The 16,115-nt window shown below is 72.8% G+C and carries 17 protein-coding genes; 2 read left to right on the forward strand and 15 right to left on the reverse strand.

The features are described from left to right. Positions 1–211: 211 nt before the first annotated feature. The 11 genes from ACZ6JS_RS07800 to ACZ6JS_RS07850 all read right to left on the reverse strand — a co-directional run bounded on the left by ACZ6JS_RS07800 (position 212) and on the right by ACZ6JS_RS07850 (position 10,614). Complete coding sequence (locus ACZ6JS_RS07800) at positions 212–613, reverse strand: helix-turn-helix transcriptional regulator (RefSeq protein ID WP_469296640.1); 402 nt, start codon at positions 611–613, stop codon at positions 212–214. Further along, a complete protein-coding gene (locus ACZ6JS_RS07805) occupies positions 606–1,460 on the reverse strand; it encodes an ABC transporter permease (RefSeq protein WP_469296642.1) in 855 nt (284 codons plus the stop codon). Before ACZ6JS_RS07805 ends, ACZ6JS_RS07800 begins: the two co-directional genes overlap by 8 nt. Then, entirely contained in the window at positions 1,457–2,341 is an 885-nt protein-coding gene (locus ACZ6JS_RS07810; RefSeq protein ID WP_107056739.1) for an ABC transporter ATP-binding protein, read from the reverse strand. The genes ACZ6JS_RS07805 and ACZ6JS_RS07810 overlap by 4 nt, the downstream gene beginning before the upstream one ends. A 202-nt stretch (positions 2,342–2,543) precedes the next feature. Beyond that, positions 2,544–3,830, reverse strand: coding sequence for a cytochrome P450 family protein (locus ACZ6JS_RS07815; RefSeq protein ID WP_469296643.1), 1,287 nt, complete (start codon positions 3,828–3,830; stop codon positions 2,544–2,546). A 64-nt stretch (positions 3,831–3,894) separates the two neighbouring features. Next, a complete protein-coding gene (locus tag ACZ6JS_RS07820; RefSeq protein ID WP_469296645.1) occupies positions 3,895–4,683 on the reverse strand; it encodes an SDR family NAD(P)-dependent oxidoreductase in 789 nt (262 codons plus the stop codon). Further along, a complete protein-coding gene (locus ACZ6JS_RS07825; protein WP_469296646.1) occupies positions 4,676–5,992 on the reverse strand; it encodes an activator-dependent family glycosyltransferase in 1,317 nt (438 codons plus the stop codon). The genes ACZ6JS_RS07820 and ACZ6JS_RS07825 overlap by 8 nt, the downstream gene beginning before the upstream one ends. Further along, positions 5,992–6,945 carry an aromatase/cyclase gene (locus ACZ6JS_RS07830; protein ID WP_469296648.1) on the reverse strand — a complete coding sequence of 318 codons (954 nt, stop codon included), beginning with the start codon at positions 6,943–6,945 and terminating at the stop codon, positions 5,992–5,994. The genes ACZ6JS_RS07825 and ACZ6JS_RS07830 overlap by 1 nt, the downstream gene beginning before the upstream one ends. Positions 6,946–6,972: 27 nt before the next feature. Then, positions 6,973–7,758 (reverse strand): SDR family NAD(P)-dependent oxidoreductase, encoded by a 786-nt coding sequence (locus ACZ6JS_RS07835; RefSeq protein WP_469296649.1) that lies wholly within the window; start codon positions 7,756–7,758, stop codon positions 6,973–6,975. Between the two features lie 8 nt (positions 7,759–7,766). Further along, on the reverse strand, positions 7,767–8,987 hold the full coding sequence (locus tag ACZ6JS_RS07840; protein ID WP_469296651.1) for a ketosynthase chain-length factor: 1,221 nt from the start codon (positions 8,985–8,987) through the stop codon (positions 7,767–7,769). Next, positions 8,984–10,264 carry a beta-ketoacyl-[acyl-carrier-protein] synthase family protein gene (locus ACZ6JS_RS07845; RefSeq protein ID WP_469296654.1) on the reverse strand — a complete coding sequence of 427 codons (1,281 nt, stop codon included), beginning with the start codon at positions 10,262–10,264 and terminating at the stop codon, positions 8,984–8,986. Before ACZ6JS_RS07845 ends, ACZ6JS_RS07840 begins: the two co-directional genes overlap by 4 nt. Continuing rightward, complete coding sequence (locus ACZ6JS_RS07850; RefSeq protein ID WP_469296655.1) at positions 10,264–10,614, reverse strand: antibiotic biosynthesis monooxygenase family protein; 351 nt, start codon at positions 10,612–10,614, stop codon at positions 10,264–10,266. Before ACZ6JS_RS07850 ends, ACZ6JS_RS07845 begins: the two co-directional genes overlap by 1 nt. 237 nt (positions 10,615–10,851) lie before the next feature. Between ACZ6JS_RS07850 and ACZ6JS_RS07855 the strand changes: the two genes are divergently transcribed. Together ACZ6JS_RS07855 and ACZ6JS_RS07860 are read left to right on the forward strand one after the other, a co-directional pair. Further along, entirely contained in the window at positions 10,852–11,286 is a 435-nt protein-coding gene (locus tag ACZ6JS_RS07855) for an ester cyclase (protein WP_031147011.1), read from the forward strand. Between the two features lie 27 nt (positions 11,287–11,313). After that, entirely contained in the window at positions 11,314–11,934 is a 621-nt protein-coding gene (locus ACZ6JS_RS07860) for a mycothiol-dependent nitroreductase Rv2466c family protein (protein ID WP_469296656.1), read from the forward strand. Between the two features lie 13 nt (positions 11,935–11,947). Here the strand turns inward: ACZ6JS_RS07860 and ACZ6JS_RS07865 are convergent, their stop codons facing one another. The 4 genes from ACZ6JS_RS07865 to ACZ6JS_RS07880 all read right to left on the reverse strand — a co-directional run bounded on the left by ACZ6JS_RS07865 (position 11,948) and on the right by ACZ6JS_RS07880 (position 16,031). After that, entirely contained in the window at positions 11,948–12,841 is an 894-nt protein-coding gene (locus ACZ6JS_RS07865; RefSeq protein WP_469296659.1) for an alpha/beta fold hydrolase, read from the reverse strand. A 69-nt stretch (positions 12,842–12,910) separates the two neighbouring features. After that, entirely contained in the window at positions 12,911–14,062 is a 1,152-nt protein-coding gene (locus ACZ6JS_RS07870; protein WP_469296661.1) for a methyltransferase, read from the reverse strand. Continuing rightward, entirely contained in the window at positions 14,059–15,264 is a 1,206-nt protein-coding gene (locus tag ACZ6JS_RS07875) for an acyl-CoA dehydrogenase family protein (RefSeq protein ID WP_469296663.1), read from the reverse strand. The genes ACZ6JS_RS07870 and ACZ6JS_RS07875 overlap by 4 nt, the downstream gene beginning before the upstream one ends. Continuing rightward, positions 15,261–16,031, reverse strand: coding sequence for an NAD-dependent epimerase/dehydratase family protein (locus tag ACZ6JS_RS07880; RefSeq protein WP_469296664.1), 771 nt, complete (start codon positions 16,029–16,031; stop codon positions 15,261–15,263). The genes ACZ6JS_RS07875 and ACZ6JS_RS07880 overlap by 4 nt, the downstream gene beginning before the upstream one ends. Positions 16,032–16,115: the final 84 nt, after the last annotated feature.

Genomic DNA, 16,115 nt, shown 5'->3' on the forward strand with positions numbered 1-16,115 from the left:
CTGTCGGTTGAGCCCCTCGTCGTCCGGTGCCGTGCATCGCAGGGCGGAGGGGCTCCCGTGTACGGGACGTACTCGGGCGACCCGGCCACGCGGCGAGGTGCGGTGCCGGGCGGCGCGGGCGCGGCAGGGTCCGGAGGAGACGGCCCGGCGCGGCCCCGTGCACCGCGGCCGTCGGGGTGTCTGTGCCCCGACGGCCGCGGTGCGCCGCCGCCTATGCGGGCGGAGTGCTCCCGATCCGGGGGAACGGGGTGGTCGAGAAGATCACCTCGACCGGTACCTCGAAGTACTCCGCGATCCTCAGGGCGAGGTGCAGGCTGGGGCTGTACTCGCCGCGCTCCAGGTAGCCCACCGTCTGGTAGTGCACCCCGAGGGCGTCGGCGAGCTGCCTGCGCGTGATGGCGCGCTCGACCCGCAGCACGGCGATGCGGTTGTGCACCGTCTCGTTCGCGGCGCCGCCGCGCGGACGGCCCTGCTCGCCGGTCGAACGCCAGCCCGCCGCGGGCGTGTCGGTGCCGGAGCCGGACCGCGGGGCCACCGCCCCGTTCTCCGGCTCCGCCGCCGACGTGCCCCGGCGCGCCGACGCGCGCTTGGCGCCGGTTTCCTTGTCACCCAACGCGCTTCAATGCCTCCTGTTGTCGGGCCTCGACCTTCGAACCCGTCTCGCCGCGCACCGTACGGCCCAGGACCCTCGGTGCGATCACCAGGGCGACGACGGCCCAGGCGAGCAGCACGACCGCGGTCATGGGCCTGCGCCAGGAGTCGCCGAGCTCGACCGCGACCGCCGCGTCGGGCAGCAGCGCGGCACGGGTGCCCAGGCCTACCCAGTACACGGGGAACAGCTGCGCAATGCCCTGGAGCCAGCCCGCGAGCGAGGTGATCGGGTAGAAAATACCCGAGATCGCCATCAGGCCCATCGTCGGGAAGATCCCCCACGTGTTGGCGCCGCGCGGGTTCTTCACCATCGCGCCGATGATCAGGCCGATCGGCAGGGTGGCGAGGAGCCCCAGGGCCAGCACCCACACCAGGTTCAGCCACTTGACGAGGTCCCCGGTCATCAGGTCGTCGAAGAGGAACACGCTGGGGACCAGGATGATGACCAGGGTGAGCAGGGTGCTCAGCGCGATGCCCAGCACCCGGCCGGCGATGTAGCCCACGAGCCCCTGCGGGACGGTCCTGGCCCGCAGCAGCGTGCCGTCCTCCCGCTCGGCCGCCAGCGCGAACGCCGCTCCGCCCAGGGCCTGGAAGGCGAGCAGGCCGCCGATCATGCTCGGCATGGTCAGCGTCGCCAGCGACAGGTCGGTGCCCTCCACGGTCGAGTTCCGCATGAAGAACAGCACCCCGAGGAAGACGCCCCCGAGGAAGAGGTAGTAGATGATGTCGCCCGGCGACGTCACGCTCTGCCTGAACTCGGTCCAGCCGCGGCGCAGGCCGAGTCGCACGGCGTACAGGGTGGGATTCATCGGCCTGCCTCCCGGAACGCGGCGATCGCCTCTTCGGACCGGCCGGCCTCGTGCTGGCGGACCATGGTCATGTACGTGTCCTCCAGGCTGGCCCGGCGCACCTCCAGGTCGCGGACCCGGTCCCCGTGCTGCTTGAACAGCTCGTGGACGAACGTGCTGGCGTCGGGCGTGGCGTGGACGAACTGCTCACCGCTCAGGCTCCAGCGGACCTCCGCCTTCCCCGACGTCTGCCGGGCGAGCTGGTCGGCGCTGCCGTCCGCGACGATCTGGCCCCCGGCGAGGATCAGGATGCGGTCGGACAGCTTCTCGGCCTCGTCCAGGTCGTGCGTGGTGAGCAGGATCGTGGTGTCCTCCAGGTCGGAGAGCCGGTGCACCACGTCGTGGAAGTCGCGGCGCGCCTTGGGGTCGAACCCGACGGTGGGCTCGTCGAGGAACAGCACCTCCGGGCGGCCCACGATGCCGATCGCGACGTCGAGCCGGCGGCGCTGGCCGCCCGAGAGGGACCCGATCTTCTGGTCCGCCTGCTCCTCCAGGCTGACCATGGAGATCAGCTCGTCCACGTCGCGGGGCCGCGGCCGCTCGGCCGTGGAGTAGGGCCGGTAGAAGTCCCCCAGCTGGGCCAGCAGTTCCCGGACCTTCCACTTGCCGTGGTCTCGCCATGACTGGAGTACGACGCCCAGCCTGGCGCGCCACTCCTCGTCGCCCTTGGCCGGATCGACGCCGAGCACGCTGACCTCACCCGCCGAGCGCGTCCGGAACCCCTCCATGATCTCGATGGTCGTCGTCTTCCCGGCGCCGTTCGGGCCGAGCAGAGCGAGCACCTCACCCCGGCGGACACTGAAGTCGACCCCGTTGAGAACGTCTTTGGACCCGTACCGCATACGCAGTCCGCGGATGTCGATCACTCGTTCGCCTGCCGAGCCGTCCGGTCCTCCCGCAGCCCGGTCCGCCTCGCGCAGATCACTTAACTCCGCCATAGGCCCCTACCTTTCGATCAGACCTGTTAGATCAAAGATAGTATCTCTACTACGACCCGTACAAGTCGCATGACCAAAGGGGTCGTGACGCACCGTGAGGATCGGTTCAGCGGGCCACGGGCATCTCGATGACCGCCCCGGTGACACCGGACCGCAGGCGCCGCAGGGCCGGACCGGCCGGACGCAAGCCCGGGGCCTCGGCCGCGAGCCCGCGGAGCCCGGCTTCCGCGAGGAACCGCGCCGTCGGGGCCGCCAGCGACGTGGGCAGGCCCTCGGCGAACACCAGGGGCTGCGCGGTCCGTTCCCGGGCCGGGTCGAAGGCGGCCGGCTCCTCGTGCACGGCAGAGTCCCGGCCGGCCGCCTCGACCGCCACCACGACCTGGCCGCCGGCCGGGACGGGCGTCCCGGCCAGTTCGAGGTCCTCCAGCGCGTACAGGGGGACGAGCCGGACGGGCGGGGCGTGGCGCAGGGTCTCCTCGACCACCGCCGCAGCGAATGCGGGCTCCTCGCACAGCGCCCGCCACTGCGCGGGGTGGTCGAGCAGCTCCGCCACCGCGTCGCAGAACAGGGTGGCGGACAGCTCGGTCCCGACGAGGGCCAGCAGGGTGCACACCGACCGCACCTCGTCCTCGTGGGTCGCCGCCAGCAGGGCGCTGACGACGTCGTCCCCGGGCTTCTCGCGCCGCTGCGCGATCAGGTCGCCGAGCAGGGAGCGCATGCCCTCGACGGAGGCGATCATCTCGCGTGCCGTCCGCAGGTGCGGCGAGCACACCGTGGCGTCCAGGAGGCCAGCGGCGCCCCGGCACAGCGCGGCGAAGCGGTCGTGCTCCTCCTCCGGTACGCCGAGGAGCTCCCCTACGATCCCGGCGGCGAACGGGTCGGCCACCTCCGTGCGGAGGTCGAAGCCGCTGGCCGCCCCGGTGAGGGCGCGGCGCAGCGCCTGCTCGGCGGCGGGCCGCCGGCGTTCCAGCGCCTGCGTGCCGAGCAGGGGTTCGAGCAGCTCGCGCACGCGCTCGCAGTCGGCGCGGCCCGCGGTCAGGAAGGCCTCGCCGAAGGGGAGGATCTCGCGCAGCGCGGGCACCTCCCAGGGCATGGGCTCGCGCTGCTCCCCCCCGTCCTGCGCGGCGGGCGCGTCCGCGTCCGGGTGGCGGACGCTCAGCCGCCGGTCGGCCAGCGCTGCGGCGGCGACCTCGTGACGGGCCGTCACCCAGGCCTCGGCACTGCTCCGGTACAGCGGGCCCCGTTCCCGGATCAGTTCGCCGAGCCGGTGCGGGTCGTCGCCGGCGGCCCGCACGAGCAGGGCGTACGGGTCGTCCTTCGTGCCGATGATCCACTGGACGCCGCGGTGCGTGAGCAGCACACGGCCCAGTTCGCTCTCGTTCATGGTCACCATGTGCTGAACTCCGCCTCTCCGGGGGCCTGCTGTGGTCCCGTACCGCTGTGGGGGTCGTACCGGTTCATGTCAGGGAGAGCCCGCCGTCGACCGGCAGTACGGCGCCGGTCAGGTGGCGGGCCTCGGGCCGGGTGAGGTGCGTGACCCACCAGGCGATCTCCTCGGGTGTGCCGACACGGCCCTGGGGCGTCAGCGCACCCACGTGGTGGAGCATGCCGTCGTACTGTTCGGGCGACATGCCCGCCCGCTCGGCGAAGCCGGAGTCGACCAGCCCGGGGGCGACGCCGACGGCCCGGATGCCGCGGGGCGCGAGTTCGACCGCCCAGCTGCGGGTGAGGAAGTCGAGGGCGGCCTTGGCGGCGCCGTACACGCTGTTGCCCGGCCAGGCCCGGGATCCGCGCGCACCGGACGAGCCGATGTTGACCACGGTGCCTCCGCCGTCGGCGGCGAGGGCGTCGAGCGCGGCCCGGGTGAGCAGCACGGGCACCGCCAGGTTGGTGCCGAGCTGGGCGGCCACCTGCTCCGGGTCGACGTCGGCGAGGGCGCGGTGGCCCAGGGCCGCGGCGTTGTTCACCAGGACGTCGATCCCACCCAGTTCGCGCACCGCGGTCTTCACGACCTCCCGGGGCGCCGCGGCCTCGGTGAGGTCGACGGCAAGCGTCCTGATCGTGTCGTACCCCTTCGCCGTGCCGGCGAGGTCGGCGGCGGTGCGGCCCACGACGAGGACTGCCGCGCCCTCGTCGGCGAAGGCGCGGGCGATCGCCCTGCCGATGCCGGAGCCGCCTCCGGTGACCACGACCGACCGCGGGGGGGCCGGGGGTGCGGCCGGGGGCAGGGGTGCTGCGTCAGACATGGTTCCTCACAAGGTCGTCGCGGTGTTCGGCGGTGAGCGACTCCAGCAGTGGGACGATGTCCCGGGGGGACGGAGTGGCGAGGGTCTCCCGGCGCAGCCGCTCGGCGCCGGCCGTGAAGGACGGCTCGGCCAGAACCCGGGTGAGCGCGTCGCGCAGGGCTGCGGCGGTCAGGGTCTGCGCGTCGAGGCGCAGTCCCGCGCCCGACCGCTGCACGAGATCGGCGCGGATCGCGTTGTCCCACATGGTGCCCGGCACGAGGATCTGCGGGACGCCGTACAGGAACGCCGCGTGCACCGTGCCGGACCCGCCGTGGCTGACGAGCGCCGAGCAGGTCGGCAGCAGCACGTCCATCGGGACGAAGTCGACGGCGCGGACATGGGGCGGGAGGCTGCCGACCTCGCGCAGCTGGCGGGCGTTCAGGGTGGCGACCACCTCGACGTCCAGTCCGGCCACCGCCTCGATCAGCTCGCCGACGGACGCCTGGTCGCCGCCCATCACCTCGCGGTGGGAGACGCCCAGCGTCAGGCACACCCGGGGCCGCCGGGGCGCCTCGCGCAGCCAGTCCGGGACGCTGCCCCTGCCGTTGTAGGCGACGCAGCGCACCGGTACGTACGGCAGGTCCGCCGGCAGACGCAGGGAGGTCGGCACGGGGTCGACGGTCCACTGGCCGGTCACCAGGTCCTCGGTGAACTCTCCGCCGTAGCGCTCCATCACCGGGCCCAGCCACTCCCGCATGGGGTCCTCGCGCAGCGCCGCGGGCCGTCGGCGCACCTGGGCCAGGTAGCTCTCGCGCATGCGGCCGACCAGGTCCAGCCCGAACATCAGCCGGGCGTGGGCAGCGCCGGTGACGCGGGCGGCGACGGCTCCGGCGAAGGTCAGGGGATCCCAGATCACCAGGTCGGGGCGCCAGCCGCGGGCGAATCCGACCAGGTCGTCGATCATCTCGGCCGACGAGTAGTTCTGGAAGACGGCCGAGGTCATCGCGGTGAACACGCCGTGCATGTGGTCGTACGTCAGCTTCTCCGGGCGCAGTTCGTCCATCGCCAGCAGCATCTGGGCGTCCGGGGCGTCCTCGTCGTAGGTCTCGCGGGAGGCGTCCTCGCGTTCCCGCAGCTCCTCCATCAGCCGTTCCTCGCCCAGCTCGCGGCCGACCGGGACGGCGGTCAGGCCGGTGCGGGCGATGACCTCGGCGAGGTCGGGGTGGCTGGCCACGCAGACCTCGTGCCCGGCGGCCCGCAGCGCCCAGGCGAGCGCGACCTGTGCGTGGACGTGGTTGCGCGCGCCGAAGGTGGTGAACAGGACGCGCATCAGCGCTCCCGTGCCGCTCGCTCGGCGTGCTCCTTGGCGAGCAGCATCGTCGCCGTGCTGTTGCGGCCGAGCGCGTCGCGGACGAAGGTGCGCGCGTCCCCGACGGTCGCGCCCTCGCCGAGGACGGGGACGACGGCGTCCCGGTCCAGGACGACGGTGTGCGTCGAGGTGACGGTGCAGCCGGAGGTGCTCTTCGCGATCCGCCAGAGGCCGTTGTGGACGGTCATCAGGGCGGGTGTCCTGAGCTGCTTGTAGACGATGGCGGCCGAGGGGAAGCAGACCCGGACCGACTTCGTGGTGTGGACGGCGCCGTTCGGGGTGAGCGTGTCCATCTCCAGCAGCTGGAGGTTCGGGGTGCTCTCCTCCAGCTCGACCCGGCTGACGTGGGGCAGCCGCTCATGCCACCGCCGGGCGTCGTAGAGGAAGTCGTACACGTCGGCGGGATCGCCGGCCACTTCCACCACGTCGTCGAACTCGAGCGACAGGTCGTCGGCGCCGGTGCCGGAGGCCTGCTCGGCGGCCCGCCGGAGCGCGTCCAGTTCCGCGTCGCTGTTGCGGTCGATGGCGCGGGTGATCCACTCCACGCCCTCCGGGTCGTCGTCGACGGCCCGGAAGTCGTGGGTCAGGCGGACCAGCGAGGCGGTGTCCGACAGCGGTTCGACGCTCCATTCGCCGCCCATGGCGGCGACGGGCGGCTGGGACACCTCCTGGCGGAAGCCCACCCGCATTCCGCCGGGGTCGAGGACGCGGCGCGAGGTCCATGTCTTGACGGCTTCGTTGGCGGTCGCCCAGATACGGATGCGCTCCTCGCCGGCGGTCCGGTCGAGGACGTCCACGTGCACGGTCGGGGGGAAGACCCGCGGCCACGATTCGACGTCCGCGATCAGGCCGTAGACGGTGCGGGCGGGTGCCTGCACCGTGATCCGGTGATCGGCTCGGTGGTTGTTCGTCATGCTGCGGGTCTCCTGGTCCTCGGACGGTCAGTAGTTGCCCAGTCCGCCGCAGACGTTGATCGCCTGCGCCGTGACGGGTGCGGCCCGGTCGGTGACGAGGTAGCCGACGAGGCCGGCGACCTCCTCCGGGGTGGTGTACCTGCCGAGCGGGATCTTCGCCTCGAACCGTTCCAGCACGGCTTCCTCCGTGGTGTCCCAGACCGCGGCGTACCCCTGCCTGACCCGCTGGGCCATCGGCGTCTCCACGTAGCCCGGGCAGACCGCGTTGACGGTGATCCCGGTGGGGGCCAGTTCCAGGCCCAGCGCCTTGGTGAAGCCGACGACGCCGTGCTTGGACGCGGAGTACGGGGCGCCCAGCACCACGCCCTGCTTGCCGCCGGTCGAGGCGATGTTGACGACGCGGCCCGTGCCGCGTTCGAGCATGCCGCCCGTGGTGAGTGCCTCGCGGGTCATCCGCAGCACGCTGTTGAGGTTGGTGTCGATGACGTCGAGCCACAGCTCGTCGGTGATCTGCGCGGTGGGGCCTCCCCCGCTGCGGCCGGCGTTGTTCACCAGCACGTCCACGGGCCCGTACCGGTCGACTGCGGCCCGGACGAGGGCGCCGACCTGGTCGGTGGAGCGTACGTCGCACGCCCGGCCCGCTGCCTCGTACCCCTTCTCGCGGAGGCGTTCGACGGTGAGCGCGACGTTCTCCTCGTCGCGGGCGCAGATGAACACGCGCTGGCCGAGTTCGCACAGCAGGGTGGTGATGGCGAGCCCGATGCCGCTGGTGGCTCCGGTGACCAGGGCGTGGCGGTCGTCTTGGGCGGGCATGTCTCTCCTCATCGTTGTCGGGTCACGGCCGCGGCCGCGTTGAAGCCGCCGTGTCCCCGGGCCAGCACGAGCGCGGCGGACACCGGTACGCGGCGGGGGGTGCGGACCAGGTCGATCCCGTACTCCGCCACCGGGCGGCGCACGTTGGCCGTCGGGGGGATCACCCCGTCCCGGATGGACAGCACGGCCGTCGCCAGGTCCAGTGCCGCCCCGCCGGCGCCGAGCCGGCCGGTCATCGTCTTGGGCGCGGTCACGGGGACGCCCTGCGGGCCGAAGAGTTCGCGGACGGCCTGCGCCTCGGCGCGGTCCAGGTCGGGCATGCCCGCGGCGTCCGCGAACACCACGTCGATGTCGCCCGGTGCCAGGCCCGCCTCGTCGAGGGCGAGTTCGGCGGCCCGCCGCAGGGTGGACGGGCGGCCGCTGCCGGGCGCCGGGTCGAAGGTGGACGCCTGGCCGGCGATCTCCGCGTACCAGGACCGCACGCCCCGGGCGCGCGCCGACTCCGGGGTCTCCAGGACGAACAGTGCGCCGCCCTCGCCCGGTACATGGCCGGCGGCGTCCTGGTCGAAGGGCAGGTACGCGCGCTCGGGATCGTCGGCGGTGCTGATGCGGCCGCCGGCCAGCTGGGCGACCCAGCCCCAGGGTGAGGGGGAGCCGTCGACGCCGCCCGCGATCACCATCGGAACGCCGTCGCGCAGTTGGCGGCGGGCCTTGGCCAGGGCGTCCAGGCCGCCGGCCTGTTCGGTGACGACCACGCCGCCCGGGCCTCGCAGGCCGTGCCGGATGGAGATCTGGCCGGTGTTGACGGCGTAGAACCAGGCGAAGGACTGGTAGGCGCTGACGTGCTCCGGCCCCTTGCTCCAGAGGTTGTGCAGTTCCCGGTGGCCGAAGGCGAACCCGCCGGCCGAGCTGGCCGTGACCACACCCACGCCGTACTCGGGCATCGTCGCGAGGTCCACCCCGGCGTCCTTGATCGCCCATTGTGCGGCGACCAGGGACAGCCGGGTCATGTGGTCGGTCTGCGGCAGCAGTCGGCTGGGGATGCCGTGTTCACGCGGGTCGAAGCCGGCGATCTCGCCGGCGAGCCGGCTCGGGTAGCGCTCGGCGTCGAAGTGGCTGACCCGGCCGATGGCGGCCCGGCCGGCCAGCGTGCGGCTCCAGTGGGAGGCCGCGCCCAGGCCGGTCGGCGCGACCACGCCCATGCCGGTGATCACAGCGGTGGACGTCATGACGCCGCCCTCTCCGGGCTGCGCAGCACCATGGCGCTCTGGAATCCGCCGAAGCCGCTGCCCACGGTGAGCACGGTGTCCACGGGCTGCCGGCGCGCGGTCAACGGCACGTAGTCCAGGTCGCATTCGGGGTCGGCTTCGTGGAGGTTGGCGGTGGGCGGGATGGTGTCGTGCTCGATGGTGAGGGCGCAGGCCGCGATCTCCAGCGAGCCGATCGCCCCCAGCGAGTGGCCGATCATCGATTTGATGCCGCTGACCGGAACCCGGTAGGCGTCCTGGCCCAGCGCCCTCTTGAAGGCCGCCGTCTCGTGGCGGTCGTTCTGGAGGGTGCCCGAGCCGTGCGCGTTGACGTAGTCGATGTCCCCCGGGGCGACCCCGGCCCGCAGCATCGCCACCCGGATCGCCTCGGCCATCTCCCGGCCGTCCGGGCGCAGTCCCGTCATGTGGAAGGCGTTGGAGCGGGAGGTGAAGCCGCTGATCTCGGCATAGACGTACGCGCCCCGCCGGCTGGCGTGTTCGGCGTCCTCCAGGACGAAGACCGCGGCGCCCTCGCCGAGGACGAAGCCGTTCCTGGTCCGGTCGAAGGGCCTTGAGGCCAGGCCTGGTTCGTCGTTGCGCGGCGTGGTCGCCTTGATCGCGTCGAAGCAGGCCACGGTGATGGGCGAGATCGGGGCGTCGGTGGCGCCGGCCACCATGACGTCCACCGTGCCCTCCCGGACCAGCTCCACCGCGTGCCCTACCGAGTCCAGTCCGGAGGTGCAGCCGGTCGAGATGAGCGACACGGGTCCTTCGGCGCCGACGTCGCGAGCGACCTCGGCGGCGATCGAGGCCGGCACGAAGTAGTCGAACAGGTGGCGTCCGGCATAGGAGTCGTCCACGTTCCAGTGGCGGCCGCCGTCGCTGACGACGGAGTACTCGTCCTCCAGGCTCATGGTGCAGCCCACGGCGCTGCCGATGGCGACACCGGTGCGCGCGGGGTCGAGGCCGGCGGGGTCGAGCCCGCTGTCGGCGACGGCCTCGCGGGCGCTCACCACGGCGAACTGCGCGGCGCGGTCCATCCGCCGGACCTGCTGCGGGGTCAGTCCCTCGGCCAGCGGGTCGAAGTCGACCTCGGCGGCGATCTGCGAGCGGTAGGGGCCGGGTTCGAAGAAGGTGATCCTCCTGGTGGCGGTGCGCCCGGCGGTCAGGGCGTCCCAGAAGGGCTTGCGCCCCACGGCCCCCGGGGCGACGACCCCGATGCCGGTGATGACGACGCGGCGGCCCGTGGAGGCGGCCATCAGAGGCCCTCCGTCGCCGCCCGCTCGGCCGGCACGTACTGCCGGGGGACGTACAGACCGGGCTCGCTGGTGCTCAGTTCCCGGAGCCGGGCGACGTGCTGGGGGAAGGAGGGGGCGCCCACGGCGGCACGGAAGGCCCGCGCGTCGCGCCAGTGGGCGATGTTGACCCAGCGGGTCGGGTCCTCGGCGTGGCGGTGCAGCGTGTACTGCAGGAATCCGTCCCGGCCGGCCAGGTGCCGCCCGGTCTCGGCGAAGGCCTTCTCGAACTCCTCGGGCGAGGCGTGCACGGTGAATCTGTTGATGAAGGTGACCACCCCGCTCCCGCTGGGATCATGGTCGTTCGGTTGCATCTCACGCCTCTTTTCAGGTCCGGCGTCGGGCTCTGACGATGTGGCGTCGTCCAACGTGGGCGCCCGGTCTCGCAGCCCGCTCAACAGCGTCTGGACCGGGGGCCGCCGTGGCCGGTCGGGGGTCGAGCGGCCGTGGAGGGGCCGTGGAGGGACCGCTCGAGCGAACGTCGATCCGCTGCCGATCGGGGTGTTGGGATGCTCGTCGGCAACCAGCACACCGAGAGCCGGAGGCACCCAGTGAGTCGGAACATCGAAGCCGTGCGGCGGATGATCGCGGCGTACAACACCGGCAGGACCGACGACGTCCACGAGTTCATCCACCCGGAGTATCTGAATCCGGCCACGATCGAGCACGGGCTCGGTGAAGGGCCCGACGCGTTCGCCATGGCGGTAGCCTGGGTGCGGAAGACCTTCTCCGAGGAAGCGCATCTGGAGGAGGTCAGGATCGAGGAGCGGGGCGACTGGGTGCGGGCCTACCTCGTGCTCTACGGCCGTCAGGTCGGCCCCATGGTCGGCATCGCGCCGACCGGCCGCCGCTTCTCCGGGGAGCAGATCCACTTGCTGCGCGTCGTCGACGGCAGGATCAGGGACCACCGGGACTGGCCGGAGTACCAGAGCACGTACCGCCAGCTCGGCGAGCCGTGGCCGGAGCCGGACGGCTGGCGCCGCTAGAGAGAGCCGTGTGAGGAGCGCCGATCGATGACCGAACAGCGGACCGTTGACTTCTGGTTCGACCCCGTCTGCCCGTACACGTGGATCACCTCGCGGTGGCTGGTTGAGGTCACCAAGGTGCGGCCGGTGACCGTCCACTGGCGGGTGATGAGCCTGTCGGTGCTCAACGAGCACCGGGACGACAACCCGGAGGGCGAGTGGGAGGACTACATGTGGGCGCCGGTGCGGGTCTGCGCCGCGGTCGAGGAGAGGTTCGGCCAGCAGGCACTCGGTGACCTCTTCACGGCGATGGGCACCCGCTTCCACCTCCAGGGGGACTGGGGGAACCTGGCGGGGGCCCTGGCCGATGCCGGGCTGCCGGAGGAGATCGCGGAGGTCGCCGGTTCCACGGAGTACGACGGGGCCGTCCGGTTCTCGCACGCCCAGGCCGTCGCGCTGGCCGGCGGCGACATCGGCACGCCGGTTGTGTCGGTCCTGCGGCCCGGCGGCGAAAGGGTCGGCTTCTTCGGTCCGGTCGTCTCCCCCGCGCCCACGGGGGAGACGGCCGGCCGGTTGTGGGACGGCCTGCTGCTGATGGCCGGTGTTCCGGGCTTCTACGAGGTCAAGCGGACCCGGACCGAGGAGCCCCGGTTCGAGCTGGCCGACTGAGGCGGACGGCCGGTCATCCGCCCCGGCGCACGTGCCTCAGCACGGCCTCGGCGAGCGGCCGGTGCACCGAGCGCGGCAGCGCGTGGCCCATGCCCTCGATCTCGACCAGTTCCGCGCCCGGGATCAGACCGGCGAGGTGGCGTCCGTGGGGCGGGGGCGCGATCGGGTCCTGCATGGCCTGGATCACCAGGGTGGGGACCCGTACGTCGCGCAGCTCGGGCGCGCGCTCCCGGGGCGGCGGCTGCACCGCGTAGTGCACCTGCGGCTCGGTGAGGGTGCCGCAGTGGTCGATGGCCTGCTGTTCCCACCGCCTGAAGTCGGCCTCTCCGAAGTCGGCCTCGTCCCCGGAGAACAGCTTCCACCGGCGCACCCGCCGCTCCACTTCCGCCTCCGGGCCGTCCACCTCCTCGTTCATGACGGCCAGCGCCTTGAGGAAGCGCTCCTGGGGCAGGGGCAGTCCGTCGGCGGACGGCTCGCCTGCGAAGGCGCGGCGGATGTTGCCGGGGAAGTCCACGTCGAGTGCGCCGCCGAGCATCATCGACATGCTCAGCATCCGCTCCGGGTGGTCGAGCGCGACCAGCTGGCACAGAACCGTGCCCATCGACATGCCGACGAAGTGGGCGCGTTCGACGTCCCAGCCGTCGAGGACCGCGACGGCGTCGGCGGCCAGCCGGAGGTAGCTGTACGGGCGCTCGGCCGGGTCCCAGCCGGTGGAGCGCCCCACCCCCCAGTGGTCGTAGCGGATCACGTGCAGCCCGTCGGCGACGAACCGTTCGACGAACTCGGCGGGCCAGCTCATCGCGGTGAGGTTCCCGCCCGTCACCAGCAGCACGGTGGGGTCGGCGGGGTCGCCGAAGTCCTCGCTCCACAGCAGCACGTCCTTCGACGTGACGATACGTTCTGCCACTTCGGTATCCCTCTCGGCTCCTGGAACCCCTGGTTCCGTGGGCGGGCGGTCGTGGTGGTCGGGACGGGCTCAGTGCGGAGCCAGCTCCCACAGGCAGGAGTCCAGGGGCACGTTCGGCGAGACCAGCGGCCCGGACCTGGAGACGATGCGCAGACCGGCGGCGTCGGCCAGGGCGGCCCATTCGCGGTCGGTGCGGACGCGGCCGCCGAGGAACACGAGCATGCGCAGGTCGAGCACGCTGAAGTACAGGTCGGAGGTCCGCGTGCCCCCGGCCGGGGCCTCGGCCCGCTCCAGCAGGACGATCCGGCCTCCGGGCCGCAGGGCGTCACGGCAGCGCGCCAGGATCCGCAGGGCGTCCGCGTCCGACCAGTTGAGGAGGACGAACGACAGCACGACGGTGTCGGCGGAGAACGGCAGTTCGTCGAAGAAGTCGCCGGCGACGACGTCGATGCGGTCGTCCAGCCCGGCCGCGGCTATCCGCTCGCGGGCCCGCTGCGCCGCTCCCGGCAGGTCCAGCAGTGTGCCGCGCACGCCGGGCGAGGCCCGCACGATCGCGCTGAGCAGGCCGCCGGGCGCGCCGCCCACGTCGAGGACGTGCCGGGCCCTGCTCCAGTCGTAGGCGGCGACGGGCGCGGCGAAGGCGGCGTCCTCCCGGGTCGTCATGAGGGTGTCGAAGGACGCGCCGAGTTCCGCGTCCTCGGACAGGTCGGTCCAGAAGGGTTTGCCGTAGCGGTCCTCATACTGCGGCCGCCCGGTGCGGACGGCTTCGCGCAGATCGAGGAAGGTCAGGTCCGCGCGGCCGACGGCCTGGTCGAGGTCGAGCCAGGAGCGTTGCCGCGACGGGTCGTCCTCGGCGAGCAGGTCTCCGAGGCGGGTCGGCGCGTAGCGGCCCGGTGCGGTCTCCTCCAGCACGCCGGCGGCGGCCAGGTGCCGCATGAGCCGCGACAAGGCGTCGGCGTCCGCTCCGGTCGCCCCGGCGAGGGTCTCGGGGCTCGTGGCGCCCCGGCGCAGGTGGTCCACCAGGCGCAGGGTGGCCGCGACCCGCAGCGCCATGGGGGTCACCAGATTCGACATCCGCACCAGGGCGTCGACGGGCCGTTCCTCCACGATGTGTTCCTCGGCGATGTGTTCCTGCGCGGGCCCTTCCTCCACGGGCCCCTCGTCCACCGGGCTCGGTTCCCGGTCGGCGCCCGCGTCGGTCCCGTTCCCCGTGCCGCTCACGACGTGCTGCCCTCCGGGTCGGTGCCGAGCGCGTGCGCACTCAGGTGGTCGACGGCGTCGGCGTAGGTGAAGGGCTGCATGAACCAGCCGGCGCGGACGTCCCGGTAGTGGCGGGACAGGGGGTGGCTCGTGGTGAAGGACGCCCCGCCGATGAGGGTCATGCTGTCCTCGACGATGTCGGCAGCGGTGCGGTTGACGACGAGCTTCGCGTACTGGAAGGGCGCCATCATCAGCCGGCCGCGCTCGCCGGGGTCCACCGTCGTGCGGTGCGCGTGGTGGTCGGCGTTGGTCAGGGCCGCCGCGAGCACCGTGCGGAGCGTGTACAGCTTCACGTCGAGTTCTGCCACCAGGGTGCGCACGGCGGCCGCCGGCTGTCCGCCGCGCCGGGCTGCGGCGGCGACGGCGAAGTCGCGTGCCGCCTGCGCGATCCCGGCGTACACACCGAGCAGTCCGATGGAGCTGACGGTCTGGCCCGCCATGGCGGCGTCGTTGCGCACGCCGACCGGTCCGCGCAGGAAGACGTCGGCCTCGGGGACGGGGCAGTCCTCGAAGACGACCTCGGTGCTGGCGGACGCCCGCATGCCCATGCCGTCCCAGGTGTCAGGGGCCTTCAGGCCGGGGGTGTCGGCGGGCAGGAAGGCGGAGGCGAGCCGTGCGGGCCCCGACGCGGGGCGGGTCTGCGCCGCGACGACGACGTGCGTGGCGAAAGGGGCCATGCTGACCAGGATCTTGCGGCCGGTGAGCCGCCAGCCGCCGCCGTCCGCGGGCACCAGCTCGGTGGTGACACCCGCGTCCTTGAGGGCGCCGCTGATCAGGGCCCGTCCGCTGCCCATGAGCCGCAGCAGCCGCTCGGCCAGGGCGCGCCCGGTGCCGACTGCGTGCTCGCGCTCGTACGACATGGTGATCCCGCGGCTGAACTGCATGTGCAGCGACAGGGCGACGGCCGCGTCGGCCTCGGCGATGCGCTTCACGGCGAGGCACACGTCGTGGACGCTGGTGACGCCCAGTCCGCCGAACTCCCTCGGCACGGTCGCGCCGAGGACGCCGTCGGCGCCCATGCGGCGGACCGCGTCCAGCGGAAAGGCGGCGTTGCGGTCGTGCTCCGCGGCGCCGGCCGCGAGGTGCGGCAGGTGCCGGTCGAGGACCTCCAGCAGTGCGAGGCCCTCGGGTGTGCGCGGTTCGGTGAGGTCTCCCGCCGTCATGGCGTTTCCGTCCTTTCCCTCCGGATGACGTCCGCAGGACGCGTCGCCGCCAGATATCGGTCGATGGCGGACCGGTGGTATCCCGGCCCGAATCCCAGCCGTTCGAGCCCGGGCACCAGGTGCCGCAGTTTCCGTACCGAGGGGCAGTGCTCGATGCTGTCGTCGGTGACCTGCCAGTGGGCCGTGACCCCGAGGCGCTGTTCGAGGTGGCGCACGACGTCGGCGACCTCGACGCAGTCCCCGGACGCGACGTTCACGGTCTCGTCGCAGACCCCGGTCCGGAGCAGGGCGTCCACCACGACGGTGAAGTCGGCCACGTGGATCATGTCCCGGCGGGCTCCGCGCTGGACGCGCACGCGGCCGGCCAGGACCTGGCTGACGAGCGCCGTCAGGAGGCGGAAGCCCGGTTCGTCCGGGCCCAGTACGTAGCCGAGCCGCAGGACGAGGTGGCGCACTCCGGAGGCCTTGACGAGCCGTTCGAGGTCGAGCTTGTGCTGCCCGTAGCGGGTGGAGGCGACCTGCGGGCCGTCCTCGTCGCCGGGGCCGCCCGGGCCGCCGTACATGCTGACGGTGGAGAAGAAGACGAGCATCCGGTCCCTGCGCAGGCAGTGCCGGATCGCGTCTTCGACGAGCGCGACCTCACGCCGGTGCTCGGCGTCGGGCAGCGGGTGCGTGGGCACGCCCGCGGCCAGCACCGTCACTCCGGGATGTCCGGCCGCGAGCGGTGCGAGATGTCGTGCGAGGAACCCGTTCCCGATGATCTCCATCTGACAAGGCAGTCCTTCGGCTCGCTGGGGGCACCGACCCTCGCAGCCGGGTGTCGAAAGACGCTCGAAGGGCGTGTTCAACAA

The sequence above is a fragment of the Streptomyces sp. NPDC046349 genome (assembly GCF_055587885.1).

What these genes read in the sequence shown, in the direction of transcription:
- ACZ6JS_RS07845 (WP_469296654.1), bottom strand. Translation starts at nt 10,264, where the DNA reads ATGGCCGCCTCCACGGGCCGCCGCGTCGTCATCACCGGCATCGGGGTC.
- ACZ6JS_RS07835 (WP_469296649.1), bottom strand. Translation starts at nt 7,758, where the DNA reads ATGCCCGCCCAAGACGACCGCCACGCCCTGGTCACCGGAGCCACCAGC.
- ACZ6JS_RS07860 (WP_469296656.1), top strand. Translation starts at nt 11,314, where the DNA reads ATGACCGAACAGCGGACCGTTGACTTCTGGTTCGACCCCGTCTGCCCG.
- ACZ6JS_RS07820 (WP_469296645.1), bottom strand. Translation starts at nt 4,683, where the DNA reads ATGTCTGACGCAGCACCCCTGCCCCCGGCCGCACCCCCGGCCCCCCCG.
- ACZ6JS_RS07880 (WP_469296664.1), bottom strand. Translation starts at nt 16,031, where the DNA reads ATGGAGATCATCGGGAACGGGTTCCTCGCACGACATCTCGCACCGCTC.
- ACZ6JS_RS07840 (WP_469296651.1), bottom strand. Translation starts at nt 8,987, where the DNA reads ATGACGTCCACCGCTGTGATCACCGGCATGGGCGTGGTCGCGCCGACC.
- ACZ6JS_RS07810 (WP_107056739.1), bottom strand. Translation starts at nt 2,341, where the DNA reads ATGCGGTACGGGTCCAAAGACGTTCTCAACGGGGTCGACTTCAGTGTC.
- ACZ6JS_RS07850 (WP_469296655.1), bottom strand. Translation starts at nt 10,614, where the DNA reads ATGCAACCGAACGACCATGATCCCAGCGGGAGCGGGGTGGTCACCTTC.
- ACZ6JS_RS07805 (WP_469296642.1), bottom strand. Translation starts at nt 1,460, where the DNA reads ATGAATCCCACCCTGTACGCCGTGCGACTCGGCCTGCGCCGCGGCTGG.
- ACZ6JS_RS07815 (WP_469296643.1), bottom strand. Translation starts at nt 3,830, where the DNA reads ATGGTGACCATGAACGAGAGCGAACTGGGCCGTGTGCTGCTCACGCAC.
- ACZ6JS_RS07875 (WP_469296663.1), bottom strand. Translation starts at nt 15,264, where the DNA reads ATGACGGCGGGAGACCTCACCGAACCGCGCACACCCGAGGGCCTCGCA.
- ACZ6JS_RS07830 (WP_469296648.1), bottom strand. Translation starts at nt 6,945, where the DNA reads ATGACGAACAACCACCGAGCCGATCACCGGATCACGGTGCAGGCACCC.
- ACZ6JS_RS07825 (WP_469296646.1), bottom strand. Translation starts at nt 5,992, where the DNA reads ATGCGCGTCCTGTTCACCACCTTCGGCGCGCGCAACCACGTCCACGCA.